The organism is Enterobacter cloacae complex sp. IR5418 (assembly GCF_049238105.1).
GTDB lineage: Bacteria > Pseudomonadota > Gammaproteobacteria > Enterobacterales > Enterobacteriaceae > Enterobacter > Enterobacter hormaechei.
Genome location: NZ_JBMKHS010000004.1, coordinates 48074 through 74549, shown reverse-complemented (window position 1 = coordinate 74549; position 26476 = coordinate 48074). Strand labels below are relative to the sequence as shown.

The 26476-nt window shown below is 45.2% G+C and carries 24 protein-coding genes; 10 read left to right on the top strand and 14 right to left on the bottom strand.

Going from position 1 to position 26476, the window contains the following annotated elements; genetic code table 11:
- Positions 1-7: 7 nt before the first annotated feature.
- Genes ACOTX7_RS04995 through ACOTX7_RS04980 form a run of 4 tightly spaced genes read right to left on the bottom strand, consistent with a single transcriptional unit; the run spans position 8 to position 6037 of the window.
- The gene (locus tag ACOTX7_RS04995; RefSeq protein WP_421626058.1) at positions 8-2002 is read right to left on the bottom strand and encodes an HK97 family phage prohead protease; all 1995 of its coding nucleotides are present in this window, start codon (positions 2000-2002) and stop codon (positions 8-10) included.
- 60 nt (positions 2003-2062) lie between these two features.
- Positions 2063-3604: a phage portal protein gene (locus ACOTX7_RS04990; RefSeq protein WP_215771803.1), complete on the bottom strand. Its 1542-nt coding sequence runs from the start codon at positions 3602-3604 to the stop codon at positions 2063-2065.
- An 11-nt stretch (positions 3605-3615) separates the two neighbouring features.
- Entirely contained in the window at positions 3616-4098 is a 483-nt protein-coding gene (locus tag ACOTX7_RS04985; RefSeq protein WP_045337897.1) for a hypothetical protein, read from the bottom strand.
- 28 nt (positions 4099-4126) lie between these two features.
- Positions 4127-6037, bottom strand: a complete 1911-nt coding sequence (locus ACOTX7_RS04980) for a terminase gpA endonuclease subunit (protein ID WP_252078651.1) — start codon at positions 6035-6037, stop codon at positions 4127-4129.
- A gap of 111 nt (positions 6038-6148) precedes the next feature.
- Between ACOTX7_RS04980 and ACOTX7_RS04975 the strand changes: the two genes are divergently transcribed.
- Together ACOTX7_RS04975 and ACOTX7_RS04970 are read left to right on the top strand one after the other, a co-directional pair.
- Positions 6149-6538, top strand: a complete 390-nt coding sequence (locus ACOTX7_RS04975) for a hypothetical protein (RefSeq protein ID WP_063924042.1) — start codon at positions 6149-6151, stop codon at positions 6536-6538.
- Positions 6535-6909: a hypothetical protein gene (locus ACOTX7_RS04970; protein WP_063924043.1), complete on the top strand. Its 375-nt coding sequence runs from the start codon at positions 6535-6537 to the stop codon at positions 6907-6909. The genes ACOTX7_RS04975 and ACOTX7_RS04970 overlap by 4 nt, the downstream gene beginning before the upstream one ends.
- A gap of 280 nt (positions 6910-7189) precedes the next feature.
- Here ACOTX7_RS04970 and ACOTX7_RS04965 read toward each other — a convergent pair whose 3' ends face one another.
- On the bottom strand, positions 7190-7396 hold the full coding sequence (locus tag ACOTX7_RS04965) for a hypothetical protein (RefSeq protein WP_125183041.1): 207 nt from the start codon (positions 7394-7396) through the stop codon (positions 7190-7192).
- Positions 7389-8003 (bottom strand): NUMOD3 domain-containing DNA-binding protein, encoded by a 615-nt coding sequence (locus ACOTX7_RS04960; protein WP_045337902.1) that lies wholly within the window; start codon positions 8001-8003, stop codon positions 7389-7391. Before ACOTX7_RS04960 ends, ACOTX7_RS04965 begins: the two co-directional genes overlap by 8 nt.
- 1184 nt (positions 8004-9187) lie before the next feature.
- Between ACOTX7_RS04960 and ACOTX7_RS04955 the strand changes: the two genes are divergently transcribed.
- The 4 genes from ACOTX7_RS04955 to ACOTX7_RS04940 all read left to right on the top strand — a co-directional run bounded on the left by ACOTX7_RS04955 (position 9188) and on the right by ACOTX7_RS04940 (position 12424).
- Positions 9188-9916, top strand: coding sequence for a hypothetical protein (locus ACOTX7_RS04955; protein WP_045337903.1), 729 nt, complete (start codon positions 9188-9190; stop codon positions 9914-9916).
- Positions 9917-10277: 361 nt separating this feature from the next.
- On the top strand, positions 10278-11453 hold the full coding sequence (locus ACOTX7_RS04950) for an AAA family ATPase (protein WP_063924045.1): 1176 nt from the start codon (positions 10278-10280) through the stop codon (positions 11451-11453).
- Positions 11446-12078, top strand: coding sequence for an HNH endonuclease (locus ACOTX7_RS04945; protein WP_063924046.1), 633 nt, complete (start codon positions 11446-11448; stop codon positions 12076-12078). The genes ACOTX7_RS04950 and ACOTX7_RS04945 overlap by 8 nt, the downstream gene beginning before the upstream one ends.
- A 133-nt stretch (positions 12079-12211) precedes the next feature.
- Complete coding sequence (locus ACOTX7_RS04940) at positions 12212-12424, top strand: FmdB family zinc ribbon protein (protein ID WP_072050683.1); 213 nt, start codon at positions 12212-12214, stop codon at positions 12422-12424.
- 15 nt (positions 12425-12439) lie between these two features.
- Here the strand turns inward: ACOTX7_RS04940 and ACOTX7_RS04935 are convergent, their stop codons facing one another.
- Complete coding sequence (locus ACOTX7_RS04935) at positions 12440-13036, bottom strand: hypothetical protein (RefSeq protein WP_126775424.1); 597 nt, start codon at positions 13034-13036, stop codon at positions 12440-12442.
- A 550-nt stretch (positions 13037-13586) separates the two neighbouring features.
- Here ACOTX7_RS04935 and ACOTX7_RS04930 point away from each other — a divergent pair.
- Entirely contained in the window at positions 13587-14027 is a 441-nt protein-coding gene (locus ACOTX7_RS04930) for a hypothetical protein (protein ID WP_045617224.1), read from the top strand.
- A 52-nt stretch (positions 14028-14079) separates the two neighbouring features.
- Here the strand turns inward: ACOTX7_RS04930 and ACOTX7_RS04925 are convergent, their stop codons facing one another.
- Positions 14080-14727, bottom strand: coding sequence for a DUF2163 domain-containing protein (locus tag ACOTX7_RS04925; protein WP_080340008.1), 648 nt, complete (start codon positions 14725-14727; stop codon positions 14080-14082).
- A complete protein-coding gene (locus ACOTX7_RS04920; protein WP_421626057.1) occupies positions 14727-15284 on the bottom strand; it encodes a hypothetical protein in 558 nt (185 codons plus the stop codon). The genes ACOTX7_RS04925 and ACOTX7_RS04920 overlap by 1 nt, the downstream gene beginning before the upstream one ends.
- Positions 15285-15331: 47 nt before the next feature.
- Between ACOTX7_RS04920 and ACOTX7_RS04915 the strand changes: the two genes are divergently transcribed.
- A complete protein-coding gene (locus ACOTX7_RS04915; protein ID WP_045617221.1) occupies positions 15332-15817 on the top strand; it encodes a glycoside hydrolase family protein in 486 nt (161 codons plus the stop codon).
- 156 nt (positions 15818-15973) lie between these two features.
- On the opposite strand, the gene ACOTX7_RS04910 is transcribed toward ACOTX7_RS04915, so the two are convergent.
- Positions 15974-17473 carry a recombinase family protein gene (locus tag ACOTX7_RS04910; protein WP_045617219.1) on the bottom strand — a complete coding sequence of 500 codons (1500 nt, stop codon included), beginning with the start codon at positions 17471-17473 and terminating at the stop codon, positions 15974-15976.
- A 39-nt stretch (positions 17474-17512) separates the two neighbouring features.
- Here ACOTX7_RS04910 and ACOTX7_RS04905 point away from each other — a divergent pair, with 39 nt between their 5' ends.
- The gene (locus tag ACOTX7_RS04905; protein WP_032667121.1) at positions 17513-19108 is read left to right on the top strand and encodes an ABC-F family ATPase; all 1596 of its coding nucleotides are present in this window, start codon (positions 17513-17515) and stop codon (positions 19106-19108) included.
- Between the two features lie 93 nt (positions 19109-19201).
- Here ACOTX7_RS04905 and ACOTX7_RS04900 read toward each other — a convergent pair whose 3' ends face one another.
- Together ACOTX7_RS04900 and ACOTX7_RS04895 are read right to left on the bottom strand one after the other, a co-directional pair.
- Positions 19202-21565, bottom strand: coding sequence for a TIM-barrel domain-containing protein (locus ACOTX7_RS04900; protein WP_221813551.1), 2364 nt, complete (start codon positions 21563-21565; stop codon positions 19202-19204).
- A gap of 17 nt (positions 21566-21582) precedes the next feature.
- Entirely contained in the window at positions 21583-22884 is a 1302-nt protein-coding gene (locus ACOTX7_RS04895; protein WP_017384901.1) for an MFS transporter, read from the bottom strand.
- 286 nt (positions 22885-23170) lie between these two features.
- On the opposite strand from ACOTX7_RS04895, the gene ACOTX7_RS04890 reads away from it, so the two are divergent.
- Positions 23171-24244: a LacI family DNA-binding transcriptional regulator gene (locus ACOTX7_RS04890; RefSeq protein WP_221813550.1), complete on the top strand. Its 1074-nt coding sequence runs from the start codon at positions 23171-23173 to the stop codon at positions 24242-24244.
- Here the strand turns inward: ACOTX7_RS04890 and ACOTX7_RS04885 are convergent.
- Together ACOTX7_RS04885 and ACOTX7_RS04880 are read right to left on the bottom strand one after the other, a co-directional pair.
- Positions 24241-25497 (bottom strand): DUF1479 domain-containing protein, encoded by a 1257-nt coding sequence (locus ACOTX7_RS04885; RefSeq protein WP_221257131.1) that lies wholly within the window; start codon positions 25495-25497, stop codon positions 24241-24243. The genes ACOTX7_RS04890 and ACOTX7_RS04885 overlap by 4 nt on opposite strands.
- Before the next feature lie 150 nt (positions 25498-25647).
- The gene (locus ACOTX7_RS04880) at positions 25648-26463 is read right to left on the bottom strand and encodes a Cof-type HAD-IIB family hydrolase (protein ID WP_221257132.1); all 816 of its coding nucleotides are present in this window, start codon (positions 26461-26463) and stop codon (positions 25648-25650) included.
- Positions 26464-26476: the final 13 nt, after the last annotated feature.

Sequence of the window (26476 nt, the reverse complement as noted above, 5' to 3'; positions counted from 1 at the left end):
ATTAAGATTAAGCAGATGCTTTCTGAGCAGCTTTAACTTCTGCTGGAGTACCTTTTTCGTAAAGGAACAGACGATCATCAGCACAAACTTTCCAGTCGATGTCAGCCCAAACACGTGGAACAACAGCGCCTTTGTTGCGATAAGTTGTATCGTCCAGGTCAAGTGCAAGACCTTCCCACTCAGCAACAGTAACAGCGGAGAAGTCACCAGCGATAACCTGACCATCTTTCACCAGACCGGAACCGATAACGTCCTGTCCACCGATTTTGTTCATGTCGTCGATGATATAACCAGCAACGTTTGCATCACGCAGAGTGGTTTTCAGATCACCTTCAAGAGCAGCAGAAACCAGATATTTGAAAACGTCCATTGAAACGCCGTTGCCTTTAGCTTTTGCAGCTTCAACGATGAATTCTTTGTAGGTCATTCCCATTTTCTGAGCAACTAACTGAGCAACGATTGACTCAGGAGCTTTAGAATCGGTAATAGAACCGAACATCAGACCTTCCAGTTTAGCGCGTGAGTGCTTAACGATGTGATCAGAAATGAAGCTTCCCAGATTCGGCATAGTCAACAGAGCTTGACGAGAAATCGGGTTACCACCAGTAAATGTCTTAGGCATGAACTGAATGTTGGTGAAAGTGCTTTCACCTTCTGGAGATTCACCGTTTTCGTCAACGAAACCGAATGCTTCAACAGAGGATTTAGTCTGCTTAGGAACAGAAATCGGAGTAGTCAGACCAGTCAGGAAGTTAATTCCCAGCTTATCAGCTACGGTATCTTTCAGAAGCATTTCAACGAATGAATCATAACGCTGAACTTCTTGTTGTACGCTTGATACAGTAGAAACAGTGTTAATAGCGCGTTTCTGAGACAGAGCATTAACTGGCAGATAGATACCGGTTGAAACGTTCTGACCACGTTGCAGACGCTTACGAGTCATTTCCTGAGTATATTCAGCAGCAGCACCGCGAACAGCTTTACCAGCCATCATAGAGCGAACAGCATCACCAAGGTCAAATTTATTTTCCAGATTTACTTTAGTATCTTTAGTCATTTTACGAATCACCGTAGGAGCTTTGTTAGGTTTAATAGAGCGTTTAAATGCGCGAGCGGTCATGCCTTTAGCAATTGCTTTTGCAACATCTTTCTGCGGAACTTTATAGCGTTCTGCTACTTCCAGAATTTCTTCTGTTTCTTCTTCGCGTTCTTCTTCTGTCAGTTCATCAAGAGCAGGAACAGCTTCAGGAGAATCGTCAGTTGCATTTACAGCATCATCACCAGCGTTTTCAGCTTCAACTTTGTCTTCTTCAAGAATTTCTTCGCGTTTAGCACGAGCTTCATCAGTCAGAGATTCGATTTCGTCGATAGACATATCAGTCAGTTCTTCAATCGCCATTTCAACGATGTCTTCTGCGGTCATTTCTTCAAAACGTTTCATTCGTTTATTTCCTTTATTTGTTAAATTAGATTTTTCGCGAATCTTTACTTCGCTTTTGTTACTTGTATTTAGAAGTCTTCCCAACCCGACGGAATCGTCAGCAGGAACAGTTACAAACGAAATCTCATAAGGAGACCACAGAGTCACCATAAGATTTTCACCTTGAAGTTCATATTCGTTCAGGTCATATCCGAAAGAGATTTTAGAAATCGTACCTTCTTTGACTTTCTCACGAACTTCATTTGCCAATTCGCCAAATTTGCTGAATTGGACTTTTGCACGACCGATACGGTCTGCATCGATTCGAACAGAACCAGGAATTACTTTACCGAGATGATTATCGAAATTATGGTTAAACAGCAAAGCAGCACCGTTATTAATTCGAGTCAGGTCAGCATTATGAGGACCCTCGTGAACTAGAATTTCATTAACAGTAATTGGATATCCGTTTTCATCTTCAATCTGACGCTCAACAGGAGTTTCAGAACTGAATGCAATTTCAAAAATACCATCGGTTTCAGTAACGTCGGAAACTGTGTATTCACGTTTTAGACGTAGCATTTTTATCCTCAATTAATAGAGACTCCGAAGAGTCTCTTTTGATTACGAAAGTATTTAGTATTATTCCGAGGTGTTATCCGAATTAATTTCAGCAACTTCTATTTGTGCTTCGCCAGCCAATTCAGCAGGCGCAGAAGCCACTTTAATTTGGTTATCGTATTTAGGCACATATCTTGTTCTCTCTTGTTCAATCTGACTGAACACGCTTTCTGGATCTTCACTACGACTAATAATAACGTCAGCAGCAGATTTAAATCCGTTCTCAACGTCCATAACATCTTTCTGAGTATCTTTAAGTGGGTCGATAGATTCCCATTTAGGGAATGTCCAAGTGATTTGAAGCATCACGGAATTAACACCAGTCATACGAATTGGTAATTCTTCGTTCAGAATCATCCATTGTAACCAGCGTTCAAAAATAGCTTCAAAAACTTGCTCTTTCAGATTTCGTTGAACAGACTTAAACATTACACGTTGAGCTTGATCACCGAAGCGAGCAGCAGAATAGTTAATGTTACTGGTATCACCTTTCCAACCTTGCTTATAGAAACCGTATCCCATAGACAGATGGTCTTCTAAGCGTTCTGTGAAGTTTAAGAAATCATCACCGCCCTGAGTTGAGCTAAATTGCTTAATATCATAACCAGCAGGCAATTTGTTAATCGTACCAGCTTCGAATTCTTGAATAATATCAGGCTCAACATAATCGCCTTCGTTATCTTCAAGACCAAGATCCAAGTTTTCTTGTGAGTCTTTATCTTGAGTGATGAAGCCCATAGAACTTGCAGCAGCACGTTTTTGCACCAGAGTTGAGAAAGTAAACGCGTTATATTGATTCATCGTGTCAATATTCGCTACAGCCTCTGGAATGCCTCTGCGTTGATCCGGGAATAATTCTCTGTAATAGTGAATAATCTCGTTCGCAGGAACAGAATATGAACCGCCTTTCTCTGTTTGGGTCATTGCATCAATTTCAGAGAACCAATAACGAATAGGACAATCGTCTTGGTCGTATTCAATACCATCTAAGATATAACCGTCTTCCGTTTGCTCTCTATCACCGAATTTACAACGAGCAGATTCGATAATGCTAATTTTAAAATCAACAGGAGTTTCGTGAATCTGAATGAAAACTTCACCGTCGATAAAACGCGAACGTTCGACCAGTTCTTGAAAACGACGCCAGTTAATACGTCCGTTTTTGCTGAATTTCTTAGGCTTGCTTGACCACATTTTAAAGTGATCATCAATCAGAGTATTCAGTTGAACGTTAGGTTTTCCTTTAGCTGTCAAAAGACGAGGCTGAGGATTAATACCTTCACCGATAACGTTGTCAACTTGATACTGAACAGCACGTTTACCCATAGGTGTGTTAATGCTGATAGTTCGAGACATCGCACGAAGATTATCACCGCTTGTTCTGATATCGTTGTTAATCGTTGCAGTTCGAATCAGGTTCTGTTGAAAATCATCATCAAGACGAGAAGTTACAGGACCAATCATTCGCTTCAGGTCATTACCAAAAGCTTGACTGTTATCAACGACCAGTTTTTTATGTTTTACACGTTTTACTGGTTTCTGTTTATTACGAAACCATGTCATTGGATTCCAATTCATGATGGATTTTTAAACCTCGCTTTAATCGTAACGATAGGAGATTTTCCTTTCGCTTCGTTTTCAGCTTGAACAATAGAATTAAGCTGAGATAAAAATTTCTTACGAGCATTCAGCAGAGAATCAAGAGTTTCATAAACGAAAGATTTTCCGTTAATACTCATTTGCTGAATTGCTTCTTCATTAGAAGTCAGACGATATTGAATAACTTTGTCTAGGTCGTTAATCATTTCTCGAAGCTGTTGTTTCTTTGATTTTTCGTTAAACGGCGATTTAACTTTAATTAACTCATTAGACAGCAAGGAGCCATCTTCAAAAATAACAATAGAGAAAACACCTTCAATGAATTCAGAAGAATCAACCCCGATATTTTCGGGGCAATTTTCTTGTTCGAAAAGAACAGTTTCTTTAGAGCCAATTTGAACAGATGCACCTTGAGGATTAGTTAATTCCAGTTTTTCACCGATGAAAATTTCTTTCATGGGATATCCTCTCTGTAATATTCTTTATTTAGTTAAGCCATCCACGCTTAGTTTTATTCTGACGACGAACAGGAGGACGAGCCTTAACACGCTGTGGCTTGTTTTCTTGTTCTTCTTTATGTTCGTATTCAACATCGTCAATAACTTCAGGAGCATCGTCCTGTTCGTTTTTGGCTATCTCTTTTGCTTGCATCTTGCGCCATTCATGCCATTTGATTTTTTCAAGCACTTGTAAGCGAGCACAATAACCGTAGTTGAAACAGTCCAGACCTTCGTTTCGAACACCGCCTTGTTTAATAACCCAACGAACGGTATTACCAGAGCGTTTTAATTCTTCGGACATAAGCTGTTCGCAGTAATCATCTGGAACATCATCAGAGATTTCGACTCTGACTGGTGTATTTACAGATTTAACGCTTCTGTTTAGCAGTTCACGAACTAAGTTTTTTCCTTGGTTAACACCAATCATATAAAGTTCATAACCACCAGTTTTCGTGATTTTCGTTGGAACATAAGGGGCATCTACACTCGAAGCACCTTTAATTGCTTTCAGGTTTGTCCACTGAGAGCAGAAACGATAGATTGTTTTCGTTGCTCGACCGTTTGAACTATCAACGTTAATCCAAGCGAGAGGAACCTTTCTTCCTGACGTTGTTTTAAAAGGTGCTTTAACGTATGCAAGCAATTCTTTATACGCAGGAGAATCGATAACCTCAGCGTTCATTGTCATAAAGCTACGATGTGCAAGAATATAAACGGTTCGTTCGTTATGACCCATCAGAGTTATTTCTAAACGGTCTTGCTGTTGGTCAACACCAGCTGTCATGAACAAACAATCTTCTGGAATATTACGAATACCGATATCAGTTTTCAGTTCGTTTAATTTACTGATTTCCACATCCTCGTTCAGATCATCAAAAGGCAATCCTAAAACGGTGTTATAGAACGTTGATAAACTGAATGTTTGATAAGCATTTTTGAAATCTTCAACAACGGACTTTATTGAACTCATAGGACTATACAAACGACTAACATGGAATCCTGCTGTATCAGATTCTGGATTAGTCACAATCCAATTACCGTTTGCTAATGCTCTTGTTCGTTGTGCTTCTGTGATTGTTTCATTACAAGAAGGACATTCAAGACGCGCAGTTTCTGGATCTGGTACTGATTTGCCATCTTGTTTAATCCAATCGAATTTGATGTTTTCCCAAACAATCTCATGAGAATGATCGCAATGAGGACAATCGATATGGAATTTACGTCTATCGGATGCTTCATATTGGGTATTGATAGCACCGTATTTGCCAGTAGGCGTCGAACTGATAAAGATTCGGGCGTCTGAACCGAAAGTTGTTGCACGCTGTTCGGCAATCATTATCGGATTGCCTTCTTCTGTATCAGTATCGACAGCATCAACTTCATCAAGCAGAAGCAATGGCAGAGTTTTACCGCGCAAGTGAGAAGGGGAGTTCAAACTCATGAAATACCAGAAACCACCATTTCGTAGCTGAATCTGACTGGTGTTATTAACTGCGTTTCTGTCGTTTTTATCAGTAACGATTTTCTGCATTTCTTCCGATGCATCAATCATCGGTTTAATTTTACCACTGAGCCATTGTGTCGTTTCTTTAGCTGTAGACTGTAAAACACCCGCGTTGCCTGGATCTGTAGCTGATTTATAGAACAGAACACCGTTCAGAATCGTCGTTTTGCCGATCTGTGCAGAAGTCATAAGAACGATTTTCTTCTTCTTGCCTTTGATAGCGTCAATCATTCCGCGCTGGAACTCAAAAAGTCGCATTGGCTGATCAGCGTATGGTCCATCAGGGAAGATTAAGTTCTGTTCAACCCATTCCGATGGAGTGTAATCAGCAGGAGGCATGATAAAAGTCTTTGATGCCTTTATAATTTTTTTGAGTTTTTCTAAGTTTGTCATATTCACCTCTGACTGTATTTATGAAAAAATCCATAAATTGTTTTAGAGGTCGCTTGCATCTGGATTTCCGCCTGTTAAAGTTCAATTCATCGAAACACGGGGAACAACGAAATGAAAACTGAACTGACTGTTGAAAACAAAATTGCTTCTGATTTAAACGCTGGGACTGAAATCTCTGAACGTAAGCTTGCAGAAAAACATGAAGTTCCTCGTTCTGTTGTTCGTCGTGTAAAAGCGAACATTGAGAAATATACCGTTGTCGAAACTGTTGATGTTGTTGAAGCTGAAAAGATTATTAATCAAGCTTTCGGTATCGATAACATCGAGAAACTTTTGAAATCAAAATCTGCTAATAAAAAACCTGCCGATATAAGCGTAATTATCTTTAATCGCTCGGAAGGAGACTTCGCATTATTCAGTAAGCAGATGAATGGAAAATCATCTGCATATATCAAAGACCAATTTTTACGCTGTGTTAATTTAAATAAGGATTCACAATGAAACATATAATCGCTATTGCTCTTTCTCTTGCTTCTTGTTCAGCATTAGCTAATGAAGTAAGAACTTGCGATATGACTCTGTATCATCAGATCGAAGGTGAAATGCTAGAGAAATATAATCTCAAACAGAATACAACTGTGATTGATAAAGGGAATAGTTTTGTTATTTCCTCAGGTATTAGTCTCGAAGAAAAATCACCTGTGCTGGATAAAACAGCAGATAACGGAACAATTTTCTCAGAAGAAACAAAAGGAACAACGTGGACATCGTTTGCGAAAGGCAAAGACGAAACAGGATATTTCTACGTCTATAAAAATAACGTGAACAAATCGATGAAAACTACTGTCTGGTTATTCGATAACTGTCAATGAAACATCATATGCACCTCGTGATTCCTCCCGAATGGGATCACGATTTCGATATTAGTCGATGCGGTAAGTTCATAACGCTGAAACTCTTTATACCGAACGTTTCCGTGATGTTAGGTCATAGAGCAAAGAGGATAACGATTAGAGCTATGTTTGACTGTTTTCAGTTCAAAGATAGGAAGATTCAGAGAATCTTGATTGATTTGATGGAAGAACTTAACAAAAGTTATCACGCGAGAATTGATATACGATAGATACCGAAAAGGGAGCTAGCGCTCCCTTTTTATTTGTTAGTTGATAGACCAAGACGACAAAGCTTGATGTCTTCTGAGGCAGTCGCAGGGTTGTAATCCTGTGTATTACAAACAACATAACGTGTTTTAACTTGATTGATGCTTACTGTGCTGTTGATGCAAGCTGTCAGTGAAAACGCTCCTACAATTGCAAGAGCGATTAATACGGGTCTTAGAAATTGTTGAGTCTTAGACATTCGCTGTCTCCTTGTTAGCGTGACGTGCTTTCTGTGCTTCTGACATTCTGCGTTTGGTTTCTTCTGATTTAGGACCAGTTTTGCGACCGCGTAGAGCATCACCGATTTTTTGTTTCGTATCATCAGAGCGAATCTGACCAGATTTTGCTTCTGAGATTTTACGACGAGTTTCATCAGAGACTTCGTGACCCATCATAGAAGCGGAGATTTTCGCGTTTCGCTGTTTAATTTGTTCTTCTGTCATTTTGTCAAAGACCTTACCACCGGAGTTTCCTTTAGAGATATTTAAAATATTAACTTCCGCTTTGCGTGCTGATTGAATGCATTCAGATTCGAAGTCATACGCTTCTTGTTCAGATTCAAAATTCTGTAGAACGATTTTATAAACGATATCTGAGTCGTTCATTTCAGCGAGTTTTTCCTGAACTCTGCGACCAGAACCGATATACGACATATCAGGCTGACCGTTGAAAGCCTGTTTGCCGTAATAAACGAACTGTTCATTACCGACACGAAAAACGGTTTTATAAACGCTAAAACCAGTTGGCTCAGATTTCAGTTCAGAACGGGTTTTGTAAGTAACGTTATTGATTGTTTTCTTATACATTTTGAGTTTCCTTAAAGTTTAATAAAAGAGTAAAAGTGATTGACATTCAGATGTTTTTCTGAATTACACTTGTATTTAGTAAACTAGGAAACTCTATTGATCTGATTCAATAACAGTGATAGCGAGCTGTAGGCGAAGCGACAACAATCAAGGTCGGTATCAAAGCAGGATGCATCAGGTTCAATCTGGTTGGTTTAGATGAACAGGTGTATCAAGATGGTCAGTAGAGCAGGGAGAAGCGAGGAGGGACAATAAGGTCAGTAAAGACGATAACGACCAGATCTCTATCAAAGACGGGGCTTGCCCGTTCGACGTAGCGATAGCGAAGGAGAACTCACTAACGCTATCTGATTTAAATAACGATCATTAAGTTTATCTGATTTTCAGATCTGGTTATAATGCAGTTAGAAGTTATTGATTATGATCAGAAAACAATATTGTGAGCGTCAGCGAACGCGCGAAGCGCTAATAATCGTATCTAGTAATAATTACTGATCATCAAGTTCAATATCTATGATCATAGCGATATGGATTAACTTCTATCTGTCGCGCTTCGCGCTAATGTTATTAATTATGGCTTCGCCAGTTCGCTTCGCTCACATCTTTGTCGCTTCGCTTTGGTTTATAGTGTTTACTGCTTCTACAGCCTTCCATATCATCTTTATCCAATTGTTCTTATAGGGCGATTTTTTCTAGGGTCCATGCGCTTCTCCGAGATGCATCGATGCGCTATCGATGCGTTTTATCAGTGCATCGATGCGCTTGCTCCGATTGATTTTGATCATTCAGTGCTGTACCGAGAATTATTTTACCAAGTTGTTTACGACTTTCACCGAGATGTATAAACAGTCTATGAAAGCAAATGAGAGTTTCTTCTTTCCTCGTTATGTTCTCTCGTTTGTTTACGCTATCGAATAGCCGATATAAAATAGCTATGTGAACAGCAAGTTCATTTAAAATTCCTTAAAGTTTGAAGCGCTCGCAAGAGCGCTCTTTTTTCAACACATCAAAAAGGTGAACACTTGTGAAAAAATCTAAATACCCATCTAAGCTCGTTATCGAAACGAAACTTGATAACGGTGATTCATTCAGAGCAATCTGCCGAGAGTTTGATATTTCTCCATCTTCTATGAAAAAATATTGTGACCGCATGAACATCAGAACTACTAAAAAGGACAAATAAAATGAAATTTGCAATCTTCGATAACTTAAACGGAACCACTAACGTTAGTCTGAACAGAAAAATCGTTAAGACTAACGAAATGACTAACAACAGAAACTTACTGAAAAACTTTATCAAAAGCTTTAACATTCACCGCAATCTTCAAGCGAAACTTCTTTCTAAAATTGAAAACGCTCTGACTGTTAAAAACATTCGTTCTTTCGAAATCGGTATGTCAGAACTGAACGACAAACCAGCTATCGTAGCGTATGCGAAAGACTTATCGAAAGCTGTTATCGTTTGCTGTGAAAGTCGCAACTGGAAAGCTCTAGGTTCAGACCTGACTATGATCAAAGCAAATGACAAACAAGAGTTCATTCAACAGTACGTTGGTGATTTTGTAGAGATTAAAGAAGAAATTGAATTTCCGACTGAACAGAAAGTTGATGTTCTTGCTTCTGAAATGGAAGAATTAAGAAAGGAGATTGAAGCTCTAAAACAAAAAAACGCTGAACTCAAAAAAGAGAACAGCGCTTTTAGAAAGAACATCAAGGGTGAGAAATTATCTTTTGACGAAGAATTGATTATTGCAATGATTGAAATTGAATCAGAAGCGCCAACTTCTGAAATCGTTACACCAATTTCTAACGAATCATCTGTATTTATTGTATCAAATACCGAAGAGAATTCAAACGAGCCGACAGATGTTTGTAACGATCAATCATGCGTTATCAAACTCCCGAATACTTAACTTCATGAACCGATTGGAATTGCCGAAAACTATAAAATCGTGTGGAAAATACCAAATAATGTTTCTATATCTATAGACTTAATCTGGCTTCGTCCCAGTAATGATTACAGAGATTGTTTCACTCTATGCTGTTTGCGAATAGATCACATAGATAAGCTGTGATAGAGCACGATCACATCTAACATCAAGTTAAGAGTATGAGATGTGTTTTCGATGTGTTTGTAATAATACCGATTGTGAACAATGATAAATGAGTGACTTTAAACAGGAATCTGATCAAATTTCTACAGTATATGTATTGCAATTCTATTAGAACGAAATGTAAAATTTTGTATCTTTCGAACAGCTAAATGGTAATGAAATGCTTAGCGCTGACTTGCTCTTACATTCTCCAAATGACTATTTTATTCTTGTAGGTAAAAATGGGAGCGGCAAAAGCATACTGCTGCATGACCTGGCAGAGAGTTTGCACAATGAAGGTTACAGCACAGTTGCTGTGTCAAATACACTATTCGATAAATTTGAAGTTCATCCCAACAGTTTTAACTATGACTATATTGGAAGTAAATTAGGTAGGAATTTCCCTGCTCAAGCAATAAAGAGAACTCTTTCAACTAAAAGCCAAAATAAAGTAAGTCGTATTTTTTCAGTTTTGAATCACATCGGCTATGAACAATCTATTGGTATTAAAGTAAAATTTCGTAAAAAATTCAAAGATGCCATTCGATATTCAAGAAACACATCAGGTGATATTTATCCTGTTTTCTTCGACAGTAGTGATCAAGAAATACCTGACGAACTTAAAATGGCTATCGATAAAGCTATTCACCAAGTCAATTATGGATATAGTACTTTAATTTGGCTAACCAATGATGATAACGTTTTTTATGAAGGAAATTTCGATTCGTATTTGCTTTTATTAAGCTATGAACGTCTTTTGAAAAAAGCGAATATAATATCTGGCATAGAAGTCCTCTTAACTAAAGATGATGTTTCATTCCCGTTGAAACATGCAAGCTCTGGAGAGTTATCTTTTATAGCTTTACTTGTCCACCTCGCATTTTGTGTTAACGATAGTTCATTTATACTTATTGATGAACCTGAAAATAGTTTGCACCCCAAATGGCAAAATGAGTATTTCGAACTTCTTAAAGGAGCGATAGGTTATAATAGATGTAAAGTTATTGTAGCAACTCACTCACCTCTTATAATTGCTTCAGCCTCAGAAGATAATCAAGTATCAATTTACAAACGTGGAATTAATGGTTTTAGTCAAATAAATTCTTACGATGATAATGCTGAAGATCTATACATAGACTATTTCGATACGCTAACACCTAAAAATAGAGCTTTATCTAATAGATGTGTGGATATTATAGACCAGTTCTCAAGTGGCCAAATATCTTTACAAACAGCACGCGAGCGTTTGCAAGAATTTAAAAAAATGGCAAATGATTTAGCCCAAATGAAATTCCTCTCTGGGGTTGATGTATTGCTTGATAAAGTTTCTAATGGAAAAGGGAAAACTCATGGGTAATATTTCATTTGTTATCGAAGAGCAACGTTTAATGGATCATGCTGTCGCGCAGGGCCATCAGTTCTGGAGTGATAGCTCTCTCGAAGCTATCAAAAGAAAAATTAAAGATTATTTGCGTGAGAACCAAAAACACTGCTGTTGTTATTGCTCTAGAAATATAGATGATGAATTTAATATGGTTCTTGATATAGAACATATTATTCCGAAATCAAAAATAGTGTCGGAAATGTTTCAAATGAATAATCTGGCTGTGTCTTGCAAAAGATGTAATATGAGAATTAAAGGAGAGGATATATCATTTATTGATGCTGATTTTCAAAGTTTCAAAGAGGCAGGTGATTACTATCAATCAAACAGCTATAAATTTATCCACCCTAACCTTGATACTTGGGATGGAAATCTTAATTACATTGTAGCTCAAGTTAATAGGCGAAAAGTTGTTTATTATCAAGTCGTTGACGATAGTCCTAAAGGTACGTATGCAAAGAAATACTTTGAATTGGATAAAATACAGGCAAATACTTTTGATGAAGCGCAGGAAGCGACTGCTAGAAAAGAACCAAATGATCCTGAAATAGCGAAAGAATTTTCAAAATTAGTAACTACAATGCTAGGTCAAGAATAATTAACAAATTATTGTTGAGTGCTTGTTATTATCTATGCGAGGATCCAGACTCAATGATTAGTATGCAATTTAGATAATCATCGGGTCTGCTGAGTTTATTGGTGATAAATACAGTTTTAAAAAAGGAAAGTATATGCCAAACTATGATTATCATCATGTAAAATGCATTCATGATTTTGAGAATGTTCGTTCCGTTTCACGAAGAATAGAAGCTGAATGCTCTAATTGCAAAAGTATTTCAAAGCAACAACTATCAGCGCCTGCTGTTATTCAAAATGGTTTTTACGAGCAAGGAAAAATATATATTGATCGTAACAAGCAGACGTTCAAAGGAGCAGCGAGGTGAGGGAGACGTTCTCCCTTAATCAAGGTCAATCTCAGTATCATTCTCTGTCTTATCTTTGTACTCGTCTGAGGAGTTGTCCTGCAACTCAGGCTCTTCAAACAAACTGTCAATCTCGCGTAACGTCTGGTCGATTTTCTCTTTCAGACAATCACGAAGTTCTTCAACTGAAACGGCAGATTCGAGAATCTCCAAAGCGTGTTTCTTCGGCATTAACCTGATTTTGTCTTTCAGTTGTGAACAAAAACGGTTCAACTCAGCTTGAACATAGTCAACTGGGATTAATTCACCAGATTTTTCTTTCGCTGCATAAGTTGCCAAGTCGGCTTTAGCCACTTGTTCACGGAGTTTTTCTCGTTCGAATTCGTCCTTGATGGACATATTTCGCATTGGGTTAATTTTATTCTGAACAATCCATAAAGTTCCTTCGTCTTCTGGAATTCCTGCTGGATTATCTGAATACGGAAGTCCTTCAGCACGCCATGATTTTATCGCGTTAAGGGTATAACCATAGCGTTTAGCCATTTCAGTCATGCTTACATAAGTTTTACGCGCCATTAAAATTCTCCAATCGTAGAGGGCATAAGGGTTTATTTCTGTATTTATCTTGAACACAGGAATTCCTCCGGGATAGTCCCTGTCTATCAGTCTGAACTGAACACGTTTTGGATTTTCACACGCGAGAAAAAGGCTGAGCGCTCGAAACATCTCGGCGTTTCAGGAGTCCCAGAGTAACTAAAAAAATTTTGTCAAGAACTTTTTCACAGGGCCAATGATTTTTTTCAAAAAAATCTTAAAAATATGATAAAAATATTTAAAATTTTATTCGTTCTGTCTGCCGCCTTGTCAGTAGGGCTTCTGCTTGTGTCCTCACAGGCGGTCCGTTACGATTGTTTCACGATATACAGAGTTGATAAGCAAGACAGAAATCTTATTCACTCTGAAGTTGCAGACTATAACTTGTTCTTTTTCTATCGCTCTAATAACAGAGAACGATTCAGTGGTCTATTGCGTGACGTTGTTATCAACGGTTATGACGCGAGTATAAACAGACGTGACGGGGTCGATTATCTTCGAACTTATTTTGATAATACACCCAGTTATATAATTCAATCTGATAACAGACAGTTGTTTGTTACTCAATGCAAACTAAAAGGAATAAAAAATGAAACTGAAACTCAATCAAAAAACTGAAAAGAATATCTATCGTCTAATTGCAGTAGGCATAGCTGTGCTTTGTTGTATCAGTGCTGTTAAATCATGGAACGAATACAACGATCCTGTTAATGTATCAGCGCGCCACACGGAGAATTTCGAACGCAGAACAAACGCTCTTGTTTCTTTCGAAAGCAGCGTTGATTACAATTGCACCTCTAATAACGGTGTTCGTTATCGTCTCTTTGATTATAACGATAGCTTTATGTACGTTCGTTCTGATATTACTCCTACTCGTGATGATTATAAATTCTCGGAGACTCTACGAGGTATCGAATCAGAAACAATGTATAACGCCCGTATTTCTGAATCAGGTAATTCAGGTGCAGGTCATATGTCTAATCAGATGTATAAGCACAACGGCATTAACTTCTTATGCAAACGTGCATAATCAAATTCCCAAATAAAAAGGGCATATCAATTGATATGCCCTTTTTTCGTTCTTACTTCTTGCTGGTCCACTTTTGCTCGGAATTCCATTTACCGATTCTTGAAAAGAATGAATCGTTCTCTGATCCTTTATAGCTTCTGTGAACACCATCAGACGCATGGTTTCGTGCTGATTTTTCGAGAACAGCCCAGATAGAGTTCAGTTGAACTTCGGTTTCGTTCTTCGATTCGTTATCATCATAGTCAATGTTAATCGTGAGCTTATCGATCTCACCATTGAACAGATTAAAACTCTCTCTTACTTTGCCTGTTTCAGGACTCAGAAAACATATATCAATATTAACTTCGGCTGTATCAAGCTGTTTCGTTCTGACTAAGTTGATATACTCAGTTCTCACGTTAGCCAGCTTAACTGACATTCCGTTGTTGTTGATTTCTTTTTCTTCATCGATTGTGCTGATATCAGTAAAGTCACCAGTGGCGATATAATTCTTCGCTTTGTATTCGATATCGTAATACGCATCAGTCAGTAACAACTCAGTGTTGTTTTTCATCTTGATCGTAACAAGGTGAAACAACGTGCCTACACTGAATAACTGAGACTGATCCAGAACGGTAAGATTAGTCCCGTTGAAATCGTTATAAGCGCTGATAAATTCAGCGTCTTTGCAGAGTTCAGCAAATCTTTCTTTAATATTCATTAGATAACCTCTGTTGCTTTAAGTTGAAGTTTACTCAGCGATTTAATGTCATAAGGATAACTTTCGTTAGTCAGTACGAATCGACCTTTAGGAGATCTGTATTTGATTTCTTCACCAAGCTGAACTTGAGCACGAAGATTCGGAAACAGTTTTAACTGACCTCCAGTCTGTACGTCCTCCGTAACGGTATAAAGCTTGGAGTGATTCTGAAACTGAACTATTGTTCCTGCTTCAAGAACACCTGCAAATGTTCCTAGAGTCACCTGACGCGCTCCTGGTGCTGCGTTCTGTTGTGAGCGTAGAATTCCTTGGGCTGTGCCTTCGTATTTCGTTTGATAGCTCAAGTCAAATTCAAATGGTTGTGCTTGTTGATGCATAGCGATAAAGCGTTTTACTTCTGCTGTTTGTTCTGATTGATAATTCAGACTGAATTCAAGTTCAAAGAACTGAACACCGGTGAATCGTTTTTGAAATTTACCGCTGATTGCTCTGTTAGAGAAAAACGGTGCGTTCGACGTTAATTTAACATCGGTGATTTTGATATTCTTACTAAGCATAGAATCCTCATAAATATAGGTTTATTCACTTATTTATAAGAGGCTCTATGAACATAACAGATATGATTATCTATGACGAAGGTGAAAAACTCACGATTTATAAAGATACCGAAGGATATTGGACAATCGGAGTTGGACATCTTCTGACTAAATCTCCGTCTAAAGATGAAGCAATCAGACAACTTGATAAACTTGTAGGCACTGGTCATTACGGTTATATCAACAAGCAAGAATCACGTCAGATTCTGGAAAAAGATATTAATCAAACGATTAAGCAAATCGGAAGAACCGAGCTTATCAACGTTTATACTTCTCTTGATATCATCAGACGAACAGCACTGGTTAATATGTGCTTCCAACTTGGTGTTCAAGGTGTTCTACAGTTCAAGAAAATGATCGGTTATCTCGAAATCGGTGATTATCAGAATGCAGCAGACGAAGCACTGAACAGCAGATGGGCTAAACAAACACCTAATCGCGCTCGACGTGTTACCGAAGTTCTAAGAACTGGAACTTACGATAGCTATAAATGAAAAAGGGAGCATATGCTCCCTTTGATTAAACATTGATACTACACAACAACGCAAGACTGATAATAAAAATCAAGTCAATTCTTCTCATGATATCTCCTTGTTTAACTCGGAGATATCGTATAAGTCCTGCCGAGGAGGTGAAGCATTATCCCGGCTTTATTCTTCTTCCCTTTCGGAGTTCATGAAATCCAATAGTTTTTCCGTGTCAGATTTAAAACTGATATTCTTAGAATCCCATCGGAAGCTCTGTGAATGTCCATTGATGTACGACACTTTTATTCTCCATGACTTTTTCAGATTGAAAACGGTGATTTCTCTTATCACACGTTTAAGCATCATGTTTAATTCAACAGGATCTTGCACCTCCTGCAACAGATTCAAATCAACGGATTGTTCGTTCATAACCCTGTTGTTTTGTTCTGTAATAGCTTGGTCGAGCGCCTGTAACTTATCTTCAAGACTGCCAATTGTCTGCAAAACACTTGCAGGAACTTTCTTCATACTGAGTAGCATATTGTTCAGATCTTGAATCTTTTCCTGAACATCAGAGCGTTCTTGTAATAAAGTTGCGTCGAGTGATGTTTTCTTTTCCATCTTTAGTTCACGAAGAATTTTAAACATCGCGGTTTCAATATTTTTAAAGTTCTGCGTTACGCTACATTTTCCATCGCGAGCGTTTGCACAAACGTGATATTCATATACTTTGCCACTGACTGTATGAAATTTTCTAACAAGAGCACCTCCACATTCATGCTTGAGCAAACCTGTGAAAGCGTTCTTTTCTGACTTATATCCGGGTTTATTCTGTTTCTGATCAGATTGAAGCAACATGAATTCTTCTTTGCTTATAACGGCAGGATAATAATCTTCGACAATATCCAGAAGAATGACTTTACGATCTTTTGTCGTTTCAGATGTTTGATATGCACCGTAAAGAGCAACTGATTTAATCGTCTTTGCAACAGTCGTATGATTCCAGCCAGCAGAACGTAGCGGGGCAAATTCTTCATCATTCAGAGTCTTGGCTATTTTATTATTGCCAAGACCTTTCTTCTTGAGTTCGATTATTCTTTTCACCGCGTCGAGTCTGTCAGAAAAAACATAAGCGTTGTCTTTTCGTTCTAACCAAAATGGTAATGATTTGTTGATAACTTCACCGTTCAATGCTCGTTGACGTTGTTGTCCTTTTGTCTCTCTCAGTCGTTGAGATTTCTTCTCGGATTCTTTGTGAGCAAGGTCAGCAGCCAGCGCGATTCTAATCACGCTTACTAAGTCGTTTACTGATTCTCTGTTCAGCAAAAGTCCATCGACGAGGGAAGCGATATAAACTTGATGCTGTAGAATCTGCTTGATGATCTGTTGTGTTACGTCGATGCCTCTACGACTCAATCGGTCGAGTGATTCGATAATGATCGTTGAGCCTGGAGAGATAGAACCTTGTTCGATAGCTTGAAGCATGTCAGCCAAAGATGCTCTGTTGCCTTCTTTGAATGCAGAGATCCCCAAGTCTTGGAAGTTCTTTTCTGATAGAATTAAATTATTCGCCTGTGCGTACTTCTCAGCAAGTTCAGTCTGACGACGAACTGAGTCACCTTGTTCTTGCTTCTTGCTTGAGAATCTTATGTAACTGAATGCTAACCCGTTTTGTTTTTGCATAATCTATTCCTTTCAATCACTTACGAGAGAATATCAATTTTGCTTCTTTGCAACAATATCACTATGCAGTTTGGCAGTAAGCCGCTGTTCGAAAACATTTCCGTCAAATTTGGCGGCGGCAACCGTTACGGCCTGATTGGTGCCAACGGTAGCGGAAAATCCACCTTCATGAAGATCCTCGGCGGCGATCTGGAGCCAACGCTCGGCAACGTATCGCTCGATCCGAACGAGCGCATCGGTAAGCTGCGTCAGGATCAGTTCGCCTTCGAAGAGTTCACCGTGCTCGACACCGTGATCATGGGGCACGCGGAACTGTGGGAAGTGAAGCAGGAGCGCGATCGTATCTACGGTCTCGCGGAAATGAGCGAAGAAGACGGTTACAAAGTGGCCGATCTGGAAACGCAATACGGCGAAATGGACGGCTACTCTGCGGAAGCGCGTGCGGGCGAACTGCTGCTGGGCGTGGGCATTCCGGTTGAACAGCATTACGGCCCGATGAGCGAAGTCGCACCAGGCTGGAAGCTGCGTGTGCTGCTGGCACAGGCGCTGTTCTCTAACCCGGACATCCTGCTGCTCGACGAACCCACCAACAACCTGGACATCGACACCATCCGCTGGCTGGAGCAGACGCTGAACGACCGCGACAGCACCATGATCATCATCTCGCACGACCGTCACTTCCTGAACATGGTGTGTACCCACATGGCGGATCTGGACTACGGCGAGCTGCGCGTTTACCCGGGCAACTACGACGAGTACATGACGGCGGCCACCCAGGCGCGTGAACGTCTGCTTGCCGACAACGCCAAGAAGAAAGCGCAGATTGCAGACCTGCAATCCTTCGTGAGCCGCTTCAGCGCCAACGCTTCAAAATCGCGTCAGGCCACCTCACGTGCCCGTCAGATCGACAAAATCAAGCTGGAAGAAGTCAAAGCCTCCAGCCGTCAGAACCCGTTCATTCGCTTCGAGCAGGACAAAAAGCTGTTCCGTAACGCGCTGGAAGTGGAAGCCCTTACCAAAGGCTTCGATGAAGGTCCGCTGTTCAAAAACTTCAACCTGCTGCTGGAAGTGGGCGAGAAGATTGCCATCCTAGGCGCCAACGGCGTGGGTAAATCCACAATGCTGAAAACCCTGGTGGGTGAACTGCAACCGGACAACGGTACCGTGAAATGGTCTGAAAACGCGCAGATTGGTTATTACGCGCAGGACCATGAATATGAGTTCGAAAACGACCTGACCGTCTTCGACTGGATGAGCCAGTGGAAGCAGGAAGGCGATGACGAGCAGGCGGTACGCAGCATTCTGGGACGTCTGCTGTTCAGCCAGGACGACATCAAAAAGCCTGCCAAAGTGCTCTCCGGTGGTGAGAAGGGCCGCATGCTGTTCGGCAAGCTGATGATGGAAAAACCAAACATCCTGGTGATGGACGAACCGACCAACCACCTGGATATGGAATCGATTGAATCGCTGAACATGGCGCTGGAGATGTATCAGGGCACCCTGATCTTCGTCTCTCACGACCGTGAGTTCGTTAGCTCACTGGCGACCCGCGTGATCGAAATTACGCCAGAGCGCGTGGTGGACTTCACCGGTAACTACGAAGATTACCTGCGCAGTAAAGGTATCGAGAGTTAAAACAACCCCCTCACCCCGGCCCTCTCCCCAAAGGGGAGAGGGTGTTCAAGTTCCCTCTCCCCTTTGGGGAGAGGGCTAGGGTGAGGGGATCTGTTACAGCACCCACTCGCCCCCTTCAACTCCGTTCACCCGCAGCGTACGTTTTTCCCCAACAGGCAACGACACCTTCAGCGCCTTCCATGCAGGACGATAGTCACCGCGCGCGTTGACCTTCAGGTTAATGGTCGCGCCGTCGCACACCATCTCCCATTCCACCCACAGCGCGTTGCCGTTCTGGTAGCCCCAGCTTTCGCCGTCGTCTTCGAACAGCAGCCCGGAGGTGGTGCCGACGCCTTTCACCGGGAACAGTTTCAGCTCGCGGGTATCGTCTTTATCGGCGCTCACGTGACGGATGCGTTCGCTGAGCGGTAAACCGGCCCCGGCACGCACCAGCAGCGGCAGTTTTTCCAGCGGCGCGTCGAGAACGATCGACTGGCCGCCCGCATACCACGCGTGAGTGTAAAAATCGTACCAGCCGGTGTCGTTGTCCGGGAGCCAGACGCGGCGTTCGCGCTGCCCGGCTTCGACGACGCTGGCGACCAGCAGGTCGCGGCCCAGCAGGAAGTCGTCGCACTCTTCGAAGGTCTGCGCGTCGTGCTCGTGGTCGAGGAAGGTCGGGCGCAGCATCGGCTCGTCGTCGGCGTGCGCCTGCCAGAGCAGGGTGTAGAGATACGGCAGCAGGCGGTAGCGCAGCTCAATCGCGCTGCGAATGGCGGGCGTGACGCCGGGATACATCCACGGCTCGTTCACGGTGTGGTCATCGTTCCACGAGTGAATGGTAAAGCGCGGGTGCATCACGCCGTTCTGCACCCAGCGCACGAACAGCTCGGCGTCCGGCTTGTCACCGGAGAAACCGCCCACGTCGTGGCCGACGTTGAACAGCCCGGAAAGGCTCATGCCCAGCCCCATGCGGATGTTATAGCGCAGGGTGTCCCAGTTAGTGCGGTTATCGCCGCTCCAGGTCTGAACGTAGCGCTGCATTCCGGCGCAGCCGGAGCGGGAGATGAGATACGGACGTTTCTCCGGCGCAAAGCGCTGCTGTGCTTCCAGCGAGGCGCGCATCATCAGCAGCGGCATCACCGGGCGAATGTGCTTGATGGCAATCTCCTGGCCGAAGCCAAAGCAGCGCGCTTCCCCGTCCCACACTTCATACTCGTTGTTGTCGTTCCACGTGGAATCAATGCCCATCTCCAGCAGCTGGGTGGTGACGCCGTTCTGCCACCACTGCACCGTCTGCGGGTTGGTGAAGTCGAGGTGCGACCCTTCGTCATCCCAGAAGCTGGAACGTTCCGGTGCATCGGTTTCTGAATCACGAATGAACAGGCCGCGTTCCGCCACTTCGCTGTAGCGGGGATGATCCTGCAACAGACACGGCTTGATGTTTGCCGCAAGCTTCAGCCCCGCGTCGTGGAAGGCCTGGCTCATCACCTTTGGCTGCGGCACCTTGTCGTAGTTCCAGTTAAAGACGTAGCGCTTGCCGTTGATGGAGGTATAGCCGGAGGAGAGCTGGAACGAGTCGCACGGAATGGCATGCTCATCGCACAGGCGGATGAAGTTCATCAGCTGGTTTTGCGCGTCCGGCGCGTCGGTGTAGTGCATGGTCGAGCCGCTGTAGCCCAGGCTCCATTTCGGTCCGAACAGCGTTTTCCCCGTCAGGCGCACGAAGGCTTTGGTGACGTCCAGCACGCGCTTGCCGGTAAAGATGTAGTAATCAATATCGCCCGCTTCCGCCTGCCAGCGGCGGTAGGCGGTGTGATAGTTGTCGATCTCGTTACCCAGATCCAGCCAGCAGCTGCTCAGGTTATCGTAGAACAGGCCGTAGCTCACGTCGTCGCGACGGGTGAGGGTGAACGGAATGTGCTTGTACAGCGGATCGGTACTGGCCGCGTTATAGCCCATCGCGTCCAGGTTACGCATCTCATAGCGTTTGCCGTTGCGCTGTAAATCACCCGCTTTCTCACCCAGACCGTAAAAACGCTCGTCCTTGCGGCGGCTGAGATAGTGCGCCACGCCATCGCCGTGGGCATTGAGCAGGTAGGCGCTGGTCGGGCGGTCATTGACCAGTGGCTGCCACTCGCCCGCCTCATTGCGGTAGTGCCACTCCAGCCACAGCGGCTGGTGGACGGTCACGCGCAGCTGTTCAGTCGCTACGGTTAATGTGTCGCCCTGTTGCGTCAGCGTCCAGGCCGGGCAGGAGAAACCGCTTAAGTCGTCACGACGGCGACCTTCCCACGGCACGTCTTGTTCCGGGGCGATGCTCCAGGTGCGGTCCAGCGCCAGCTCGCCTTTGCGTTTGATCAGCACGCGGAACAGGTTCTCTTCCAGCACATACAGGCACAGGCGGTGCTGATTATCCACCAGCAGTTCAAGATGGTTTGCCGACTGCGTATCGACGGTCCAGTTTTTCAGGGTTTTCATATGCAATACATCCACTATCAGGCGCGCTTGGCGCGACGTTCAGCAATAAATGCCACCAGGAAAACAGCGCCAAGCAGGTCAAAGAAGCCCATGGCGATAAAGAGCGGGTTAAAGCCGATTTTGTCGGCGGTCACCCCGATTAACAGCGAGAACAGGAAGCTGGCGATCCACGCTGCCGAGCCGCGCATGCCGTTGACGGTTGCCATCTGGCCCTTGTCGAATGACTCCACGACCAGCGCGCTGAGCATGCAGGAGATAATCTGGTGCCCGAAGCCGCCGATGGAGATCAACACGATGGTGATATACGGGTCGCGGGTCACGGCGACGACGGCGAGAGAAATCATCAGGAACGCGCCGGTGACGGAGCTTGCGACGACCGAGTTAACGCGGGTGCAGCCGAACCAGCGGGTGTAGAGCCGGGTCAGGTAGCCGCTTGCCACGCTGCCGAGATCGGCGGCCAGGAACGGCAGCCAGGCAAACATCGCAATCTGTTTCAGATCCATGCCGTGCTCTTTGGCGAGGTACAGCGGCACCCAGAAGCTCAGCACGGCCCAGGCCGGTTCCGCCATAAAGGCCGGAATGGCGATACCGTAGAAACGTTTGTTCTTCGAGACGGTTTTCAGCGCGGTCAGAAAAGGCAGTTTGACCGGTGCAGGTTCGTTATCCTGCTTGATGAACGCCAGCTCATCGCGGCTCAGGTTCGGGTGCTGTTCCGGGTTGTGATAAAACGCCCACCACAGGATCACCCACAGCAGCGCCAGCACGCCGGTAAACATAAACGCACCCTGCCAGCCGAACGACGCGTGCGCGAAGTAGATGATAGGCGGGGCCAGCATCGCACCGATAGAGAAGCCCACCCCCGCCCAGCCTGCGGCAACGGGGCGCTCTGATTTCGGGAACCATTCACCGATAGTTTTGGCGTTCGCGGGCGTGGCGGCGGCCTCTGACGCCCCCATAAAGAAGCGCAGGATCGCGAGGTGCAGCCAGCTTCCGGCGCCCGCGTGGAAGATACACATCAGCGCCCAGATCCCGGCGCAGACCATAAAGCCGATTTTCAGGCCGATGACGTCAATCAGCCAGCCGCACAGGGGCTGGAAAATGGTATAGGCGATCTGGAACGCGCCGACGATCCAGGAGTACTGCTCGGTGGTGATCCCCAGACTCTCTTTCAGTTCCGGGGCGAGAATACCTAACGAGTTACGTGTGATGTAGTTGACGGTCACGCCAAGAAGAAACAGCACCAGCACGTACCAGCGCAGGTTCCGGATGACGCGACGGGTTTTGCTTGTCGCAACGGTGTTATTGATGTCCTGACTCATTTTCTTCTCCACAAGACGGACGGTAAGGGGACAAAGGTTCAGGCGTCACACAGCGTCAGGTATTTAAAAGTTATCAGTTTTAGAGTGCCAGGCTGCTATACAACTAGTATGGAAGTTGTGTGACAGGTTCACCTTAAGAGAGAAATTGAGCAGGGAATAGTGGATTTTGTGCAAACTTTCTCATAACCGAGGTCTGTTTTTCGGCATTATGGCCCTCAGACAAGTTATTACCTGATAAATATGATGTGAAAATTTTTTCATTTCACATCCGGAGCCAGATCACAAAATGGACAAAAGGCTTAAAATCACCGAAATCGCCGCCCGTACTCAGCTCTCCATCAGCACCGTTTCCCGCGTGCTGGCGGGGAAGGCAAACACCAGCGAAAAGGCACGGGCAAAGGTGCTGGCATGCGCGCGGGAGTTGGGGGTAATGGACGGCATGGCGGCGGGGCGTCTGCTGCTTAACAGCCTGGTGGTGTTCGCCCCGCAGCGGGCGTTTGACGAGCGGTCCGACATCTTTTACTACCGCGTCATCCAGAGCGTGAGCAAAGGGCTGGCCTCGCACGAGGTGCGTCTGCGCTACTGTGCGCTGGAGGAGAACGACAGCGATGCCCAGCTGTTTCTGGCTCGTATGAACGAGCCGGATACCCAGGCGGCGATTCTGCTCGGTATCGACGATCCGCATATCCACGATCTGGCGGTAGACGTGGGGAAACCCTGCATGCTGATTAACTGCCGGGACCGCCACATGCGCCTGCCCGCCGTCGCGCCTGATCACCGCGCCATTGGCGAGCGGGCGGCAGAGTACCTGTTCGAGATGGGACACCGTGAGGTGATGAACGTGCTGTGCCTGCGCCGCTACACCATGGAGCTGCGCCTGTCCGGGATCCGTGACGCGTGGCACGGCCATAACCTCAGGTTCAGCGACAGGCGCGACCTGCTGGTGGTGCCGAGCTTCAGCGCCAGAGAGACGGAGCAGCAGGTGAGCGAGTGGCTTCACCAGCAGCAGGGAAAAGACCTGCCGACGGCGTTCCTGGTGGGGGGCGACTTTATGGCGGCGGGCACCATCAGCGCCCTGCAAAACCACGGTCTGCGCGTGCCGCAGGACGTGTCGGTGATGAGCATCGACGGCTTTAATCTGGCCGCCATCCAGGACGTACCGCTGACGGCGGTGCATGTCCCCCGCGATGAACTGGGAACGGAAGCGGTGCATATGCTCCAGCAGCGGCTGATGCGCCCGGATGCGCCGGTGGGAACCTTGCTGCTTAACGGTACGCTGACCGTACGGGAGTCGGTACGGCGGATACGTCAGGGGAAACGACGCACCGCCGTAGATCGGGAAGGGCTGTACGACAGTTAGACCATGCCCAGCGCGCGTTTGCCGTGGATGTTGAGATCGTTCACGGTAAAACGCTCCTGCCAGCTCTTTTCATAATCCTCGCGCGGGAAGTCTCCCGGTGACGCGCCGGTTTCCAGCGCTTCCTTGACCTTTTTCGCGTAGGCGAGGTTTTTCTCGCACATCGGCGCGGCAGGAATATACATCACGTTGCCCCAGCCCTGCTGATTTTCCACCGGCGCGACGGAGTGGATCACGTCGCAGTGCCACCACACGGAATCACCGGCTTCCAGCGCCGGAATGCTGGTTAACGCTTCGATCAGCAGCGGGTGCCACTTCTCCGAAATGGGCAGCACGCGCCCCGGCGCCACGCCGCACAGCTCATCTTCCGGCACGTCATCCAGCAGCGGACGCAGCAGAATGTAAGCCATTGCTTCCGGGATCGGCACCACGTGCAGCAGCCCCTGGCCGGGGATCATGTCCGACAGGGCCGTCCAGCCCTGGAAGGTGCGGAACACCGAGCATTTGGTGGTGTTATCCACGGTGTACTCTTCCACTTCGGTACGGTGCGCGGCGTTCCACGGATCGTATTTGTCGACGTTGCCGTCAAACACGCGGGCAAAGACCTGCTGATAAGCGGGCAGCAGCCAGCGCTCGAGCGCGCCGGAATCAGTATGCGCGCCCAGCCCTTTTGAGGTGGTTCCCGGTGGACGGCGGCGGATGCGGTCCGGGTAAATCACGCTCACGTCCGGGTCGAACCACTGTTTACCGTTGCTCTCGAATGTCCATAAACGGTTCAGGAACGACTGCACCTGCGCCATCTCTTCACTCTGGCGCGCCTGCATTTGCGCCTGTGACCAGTAGATCGGGTAAATCTCCGGACGAGAGGCGGTTAAGGTGCCGAAGAAGTTATCGCCCGGTCCTTTGTACACCTCGTCAAATTTGTTCAGATCGAGGTAGTCGAGCATCGACTGATCCCATGCCAGCGCCTGCTCACGCGGGAAGTGGCCTTTGATCACCGCGCAGCCGCGGCGCTTAATGGCCTCGCGCTGTGTGTCGGTAATCGTGCCGTTTTTCACATCCGCAAACGGGATCACCGGCCAGACGGTTTCGCCTTTATTTTTGAGGGCGTTAATTTCCGCCACGCGGGTGGCGATTTTGTCACTGAGCCGGTCGAACACCGCCTGGACGTCACCGATCTGGGCCCGTAGCTCGCGTTTCATCTGCCGAATTGCCGCTTTGTGGTCCGCTGGCAAGGTTTCGCTGGTAAAGGTCATAACTGCCTCGCATCTTTCATTCGAAAGCAAAAGTGTCTACAAGTGATACTTTAAGTTAAAAATAAGTTAATGCAAGTTTAAAACCTTGACGGGTGCCACAGGATGAGAAAAGAGTGAGGGGGCCGGAGCGAGGCTCCGGCAGGAAGGGGATCAGGCGTCGAACGGGGAGTGCGCGTCGAGCACGGCCTGAATCACGTTTAGCGCGCCCTGATGATTGTTGTCGTCGGTGCTGTAGCGGCTGATTTCTTTGATGCTCTCTGCCGCGTTGCCCATCGCAAAAGAGTATTTCACCAGCTTCAGCATCTCGGCATCGTTGCCGCTGTCGCCAATGCCGACGCACTCCTGCGGGGAGATTTTCCAGCCTTTCAGCAGGCGGCTAATGCCGTTGGCTTTGTGCAGGCCGGGGATAATCAAATCGACAAAACCGAATCCGCTGGTGACCGGCTTCATAATGCCGTCCAGCGAGACGTGCAGCTTATCTACCAGGTTCGGGATATCGCTGTCCGGCAGGTTCAGGGAGAACTTGAACAGCACGTCGTCAATTTCGCGGTAATCGCTGATGCGCTTTAAGCGGTGATAATGCTTTGACATCAGCGCCACGAAGGCTTCTGGTGCCCTATCGCTAACGTATGCGCTCTCCAGCCCGCAGGCCACGAAGTTCAGCCCTTTGTCTTTCAGCAGTTCGCCAATGACGATCTGCGACTCATGGCGCGTCAGCTCGCCGTGGAAAATCTGTTCGCCGTGGTCGAAGACCAGCGCGCCGTTTTCCGCCACGAAGGAGATCTGGTCTTTCAGTTCGGGGAAGAAGGAGATGAGCTGGTAATACTGGTTGCCACTGGCGACAACAAATTCAATGCCGCGGGCGTTAAGCTGCTCAAACTGTGCCTGGAAGCGGTCACGATCGTACTGCTTGGCATCATCAAGGAAAGTTCCGTCCATATCGGTGACGATAACTTTTACGGTCATACTGTGCTCCTGG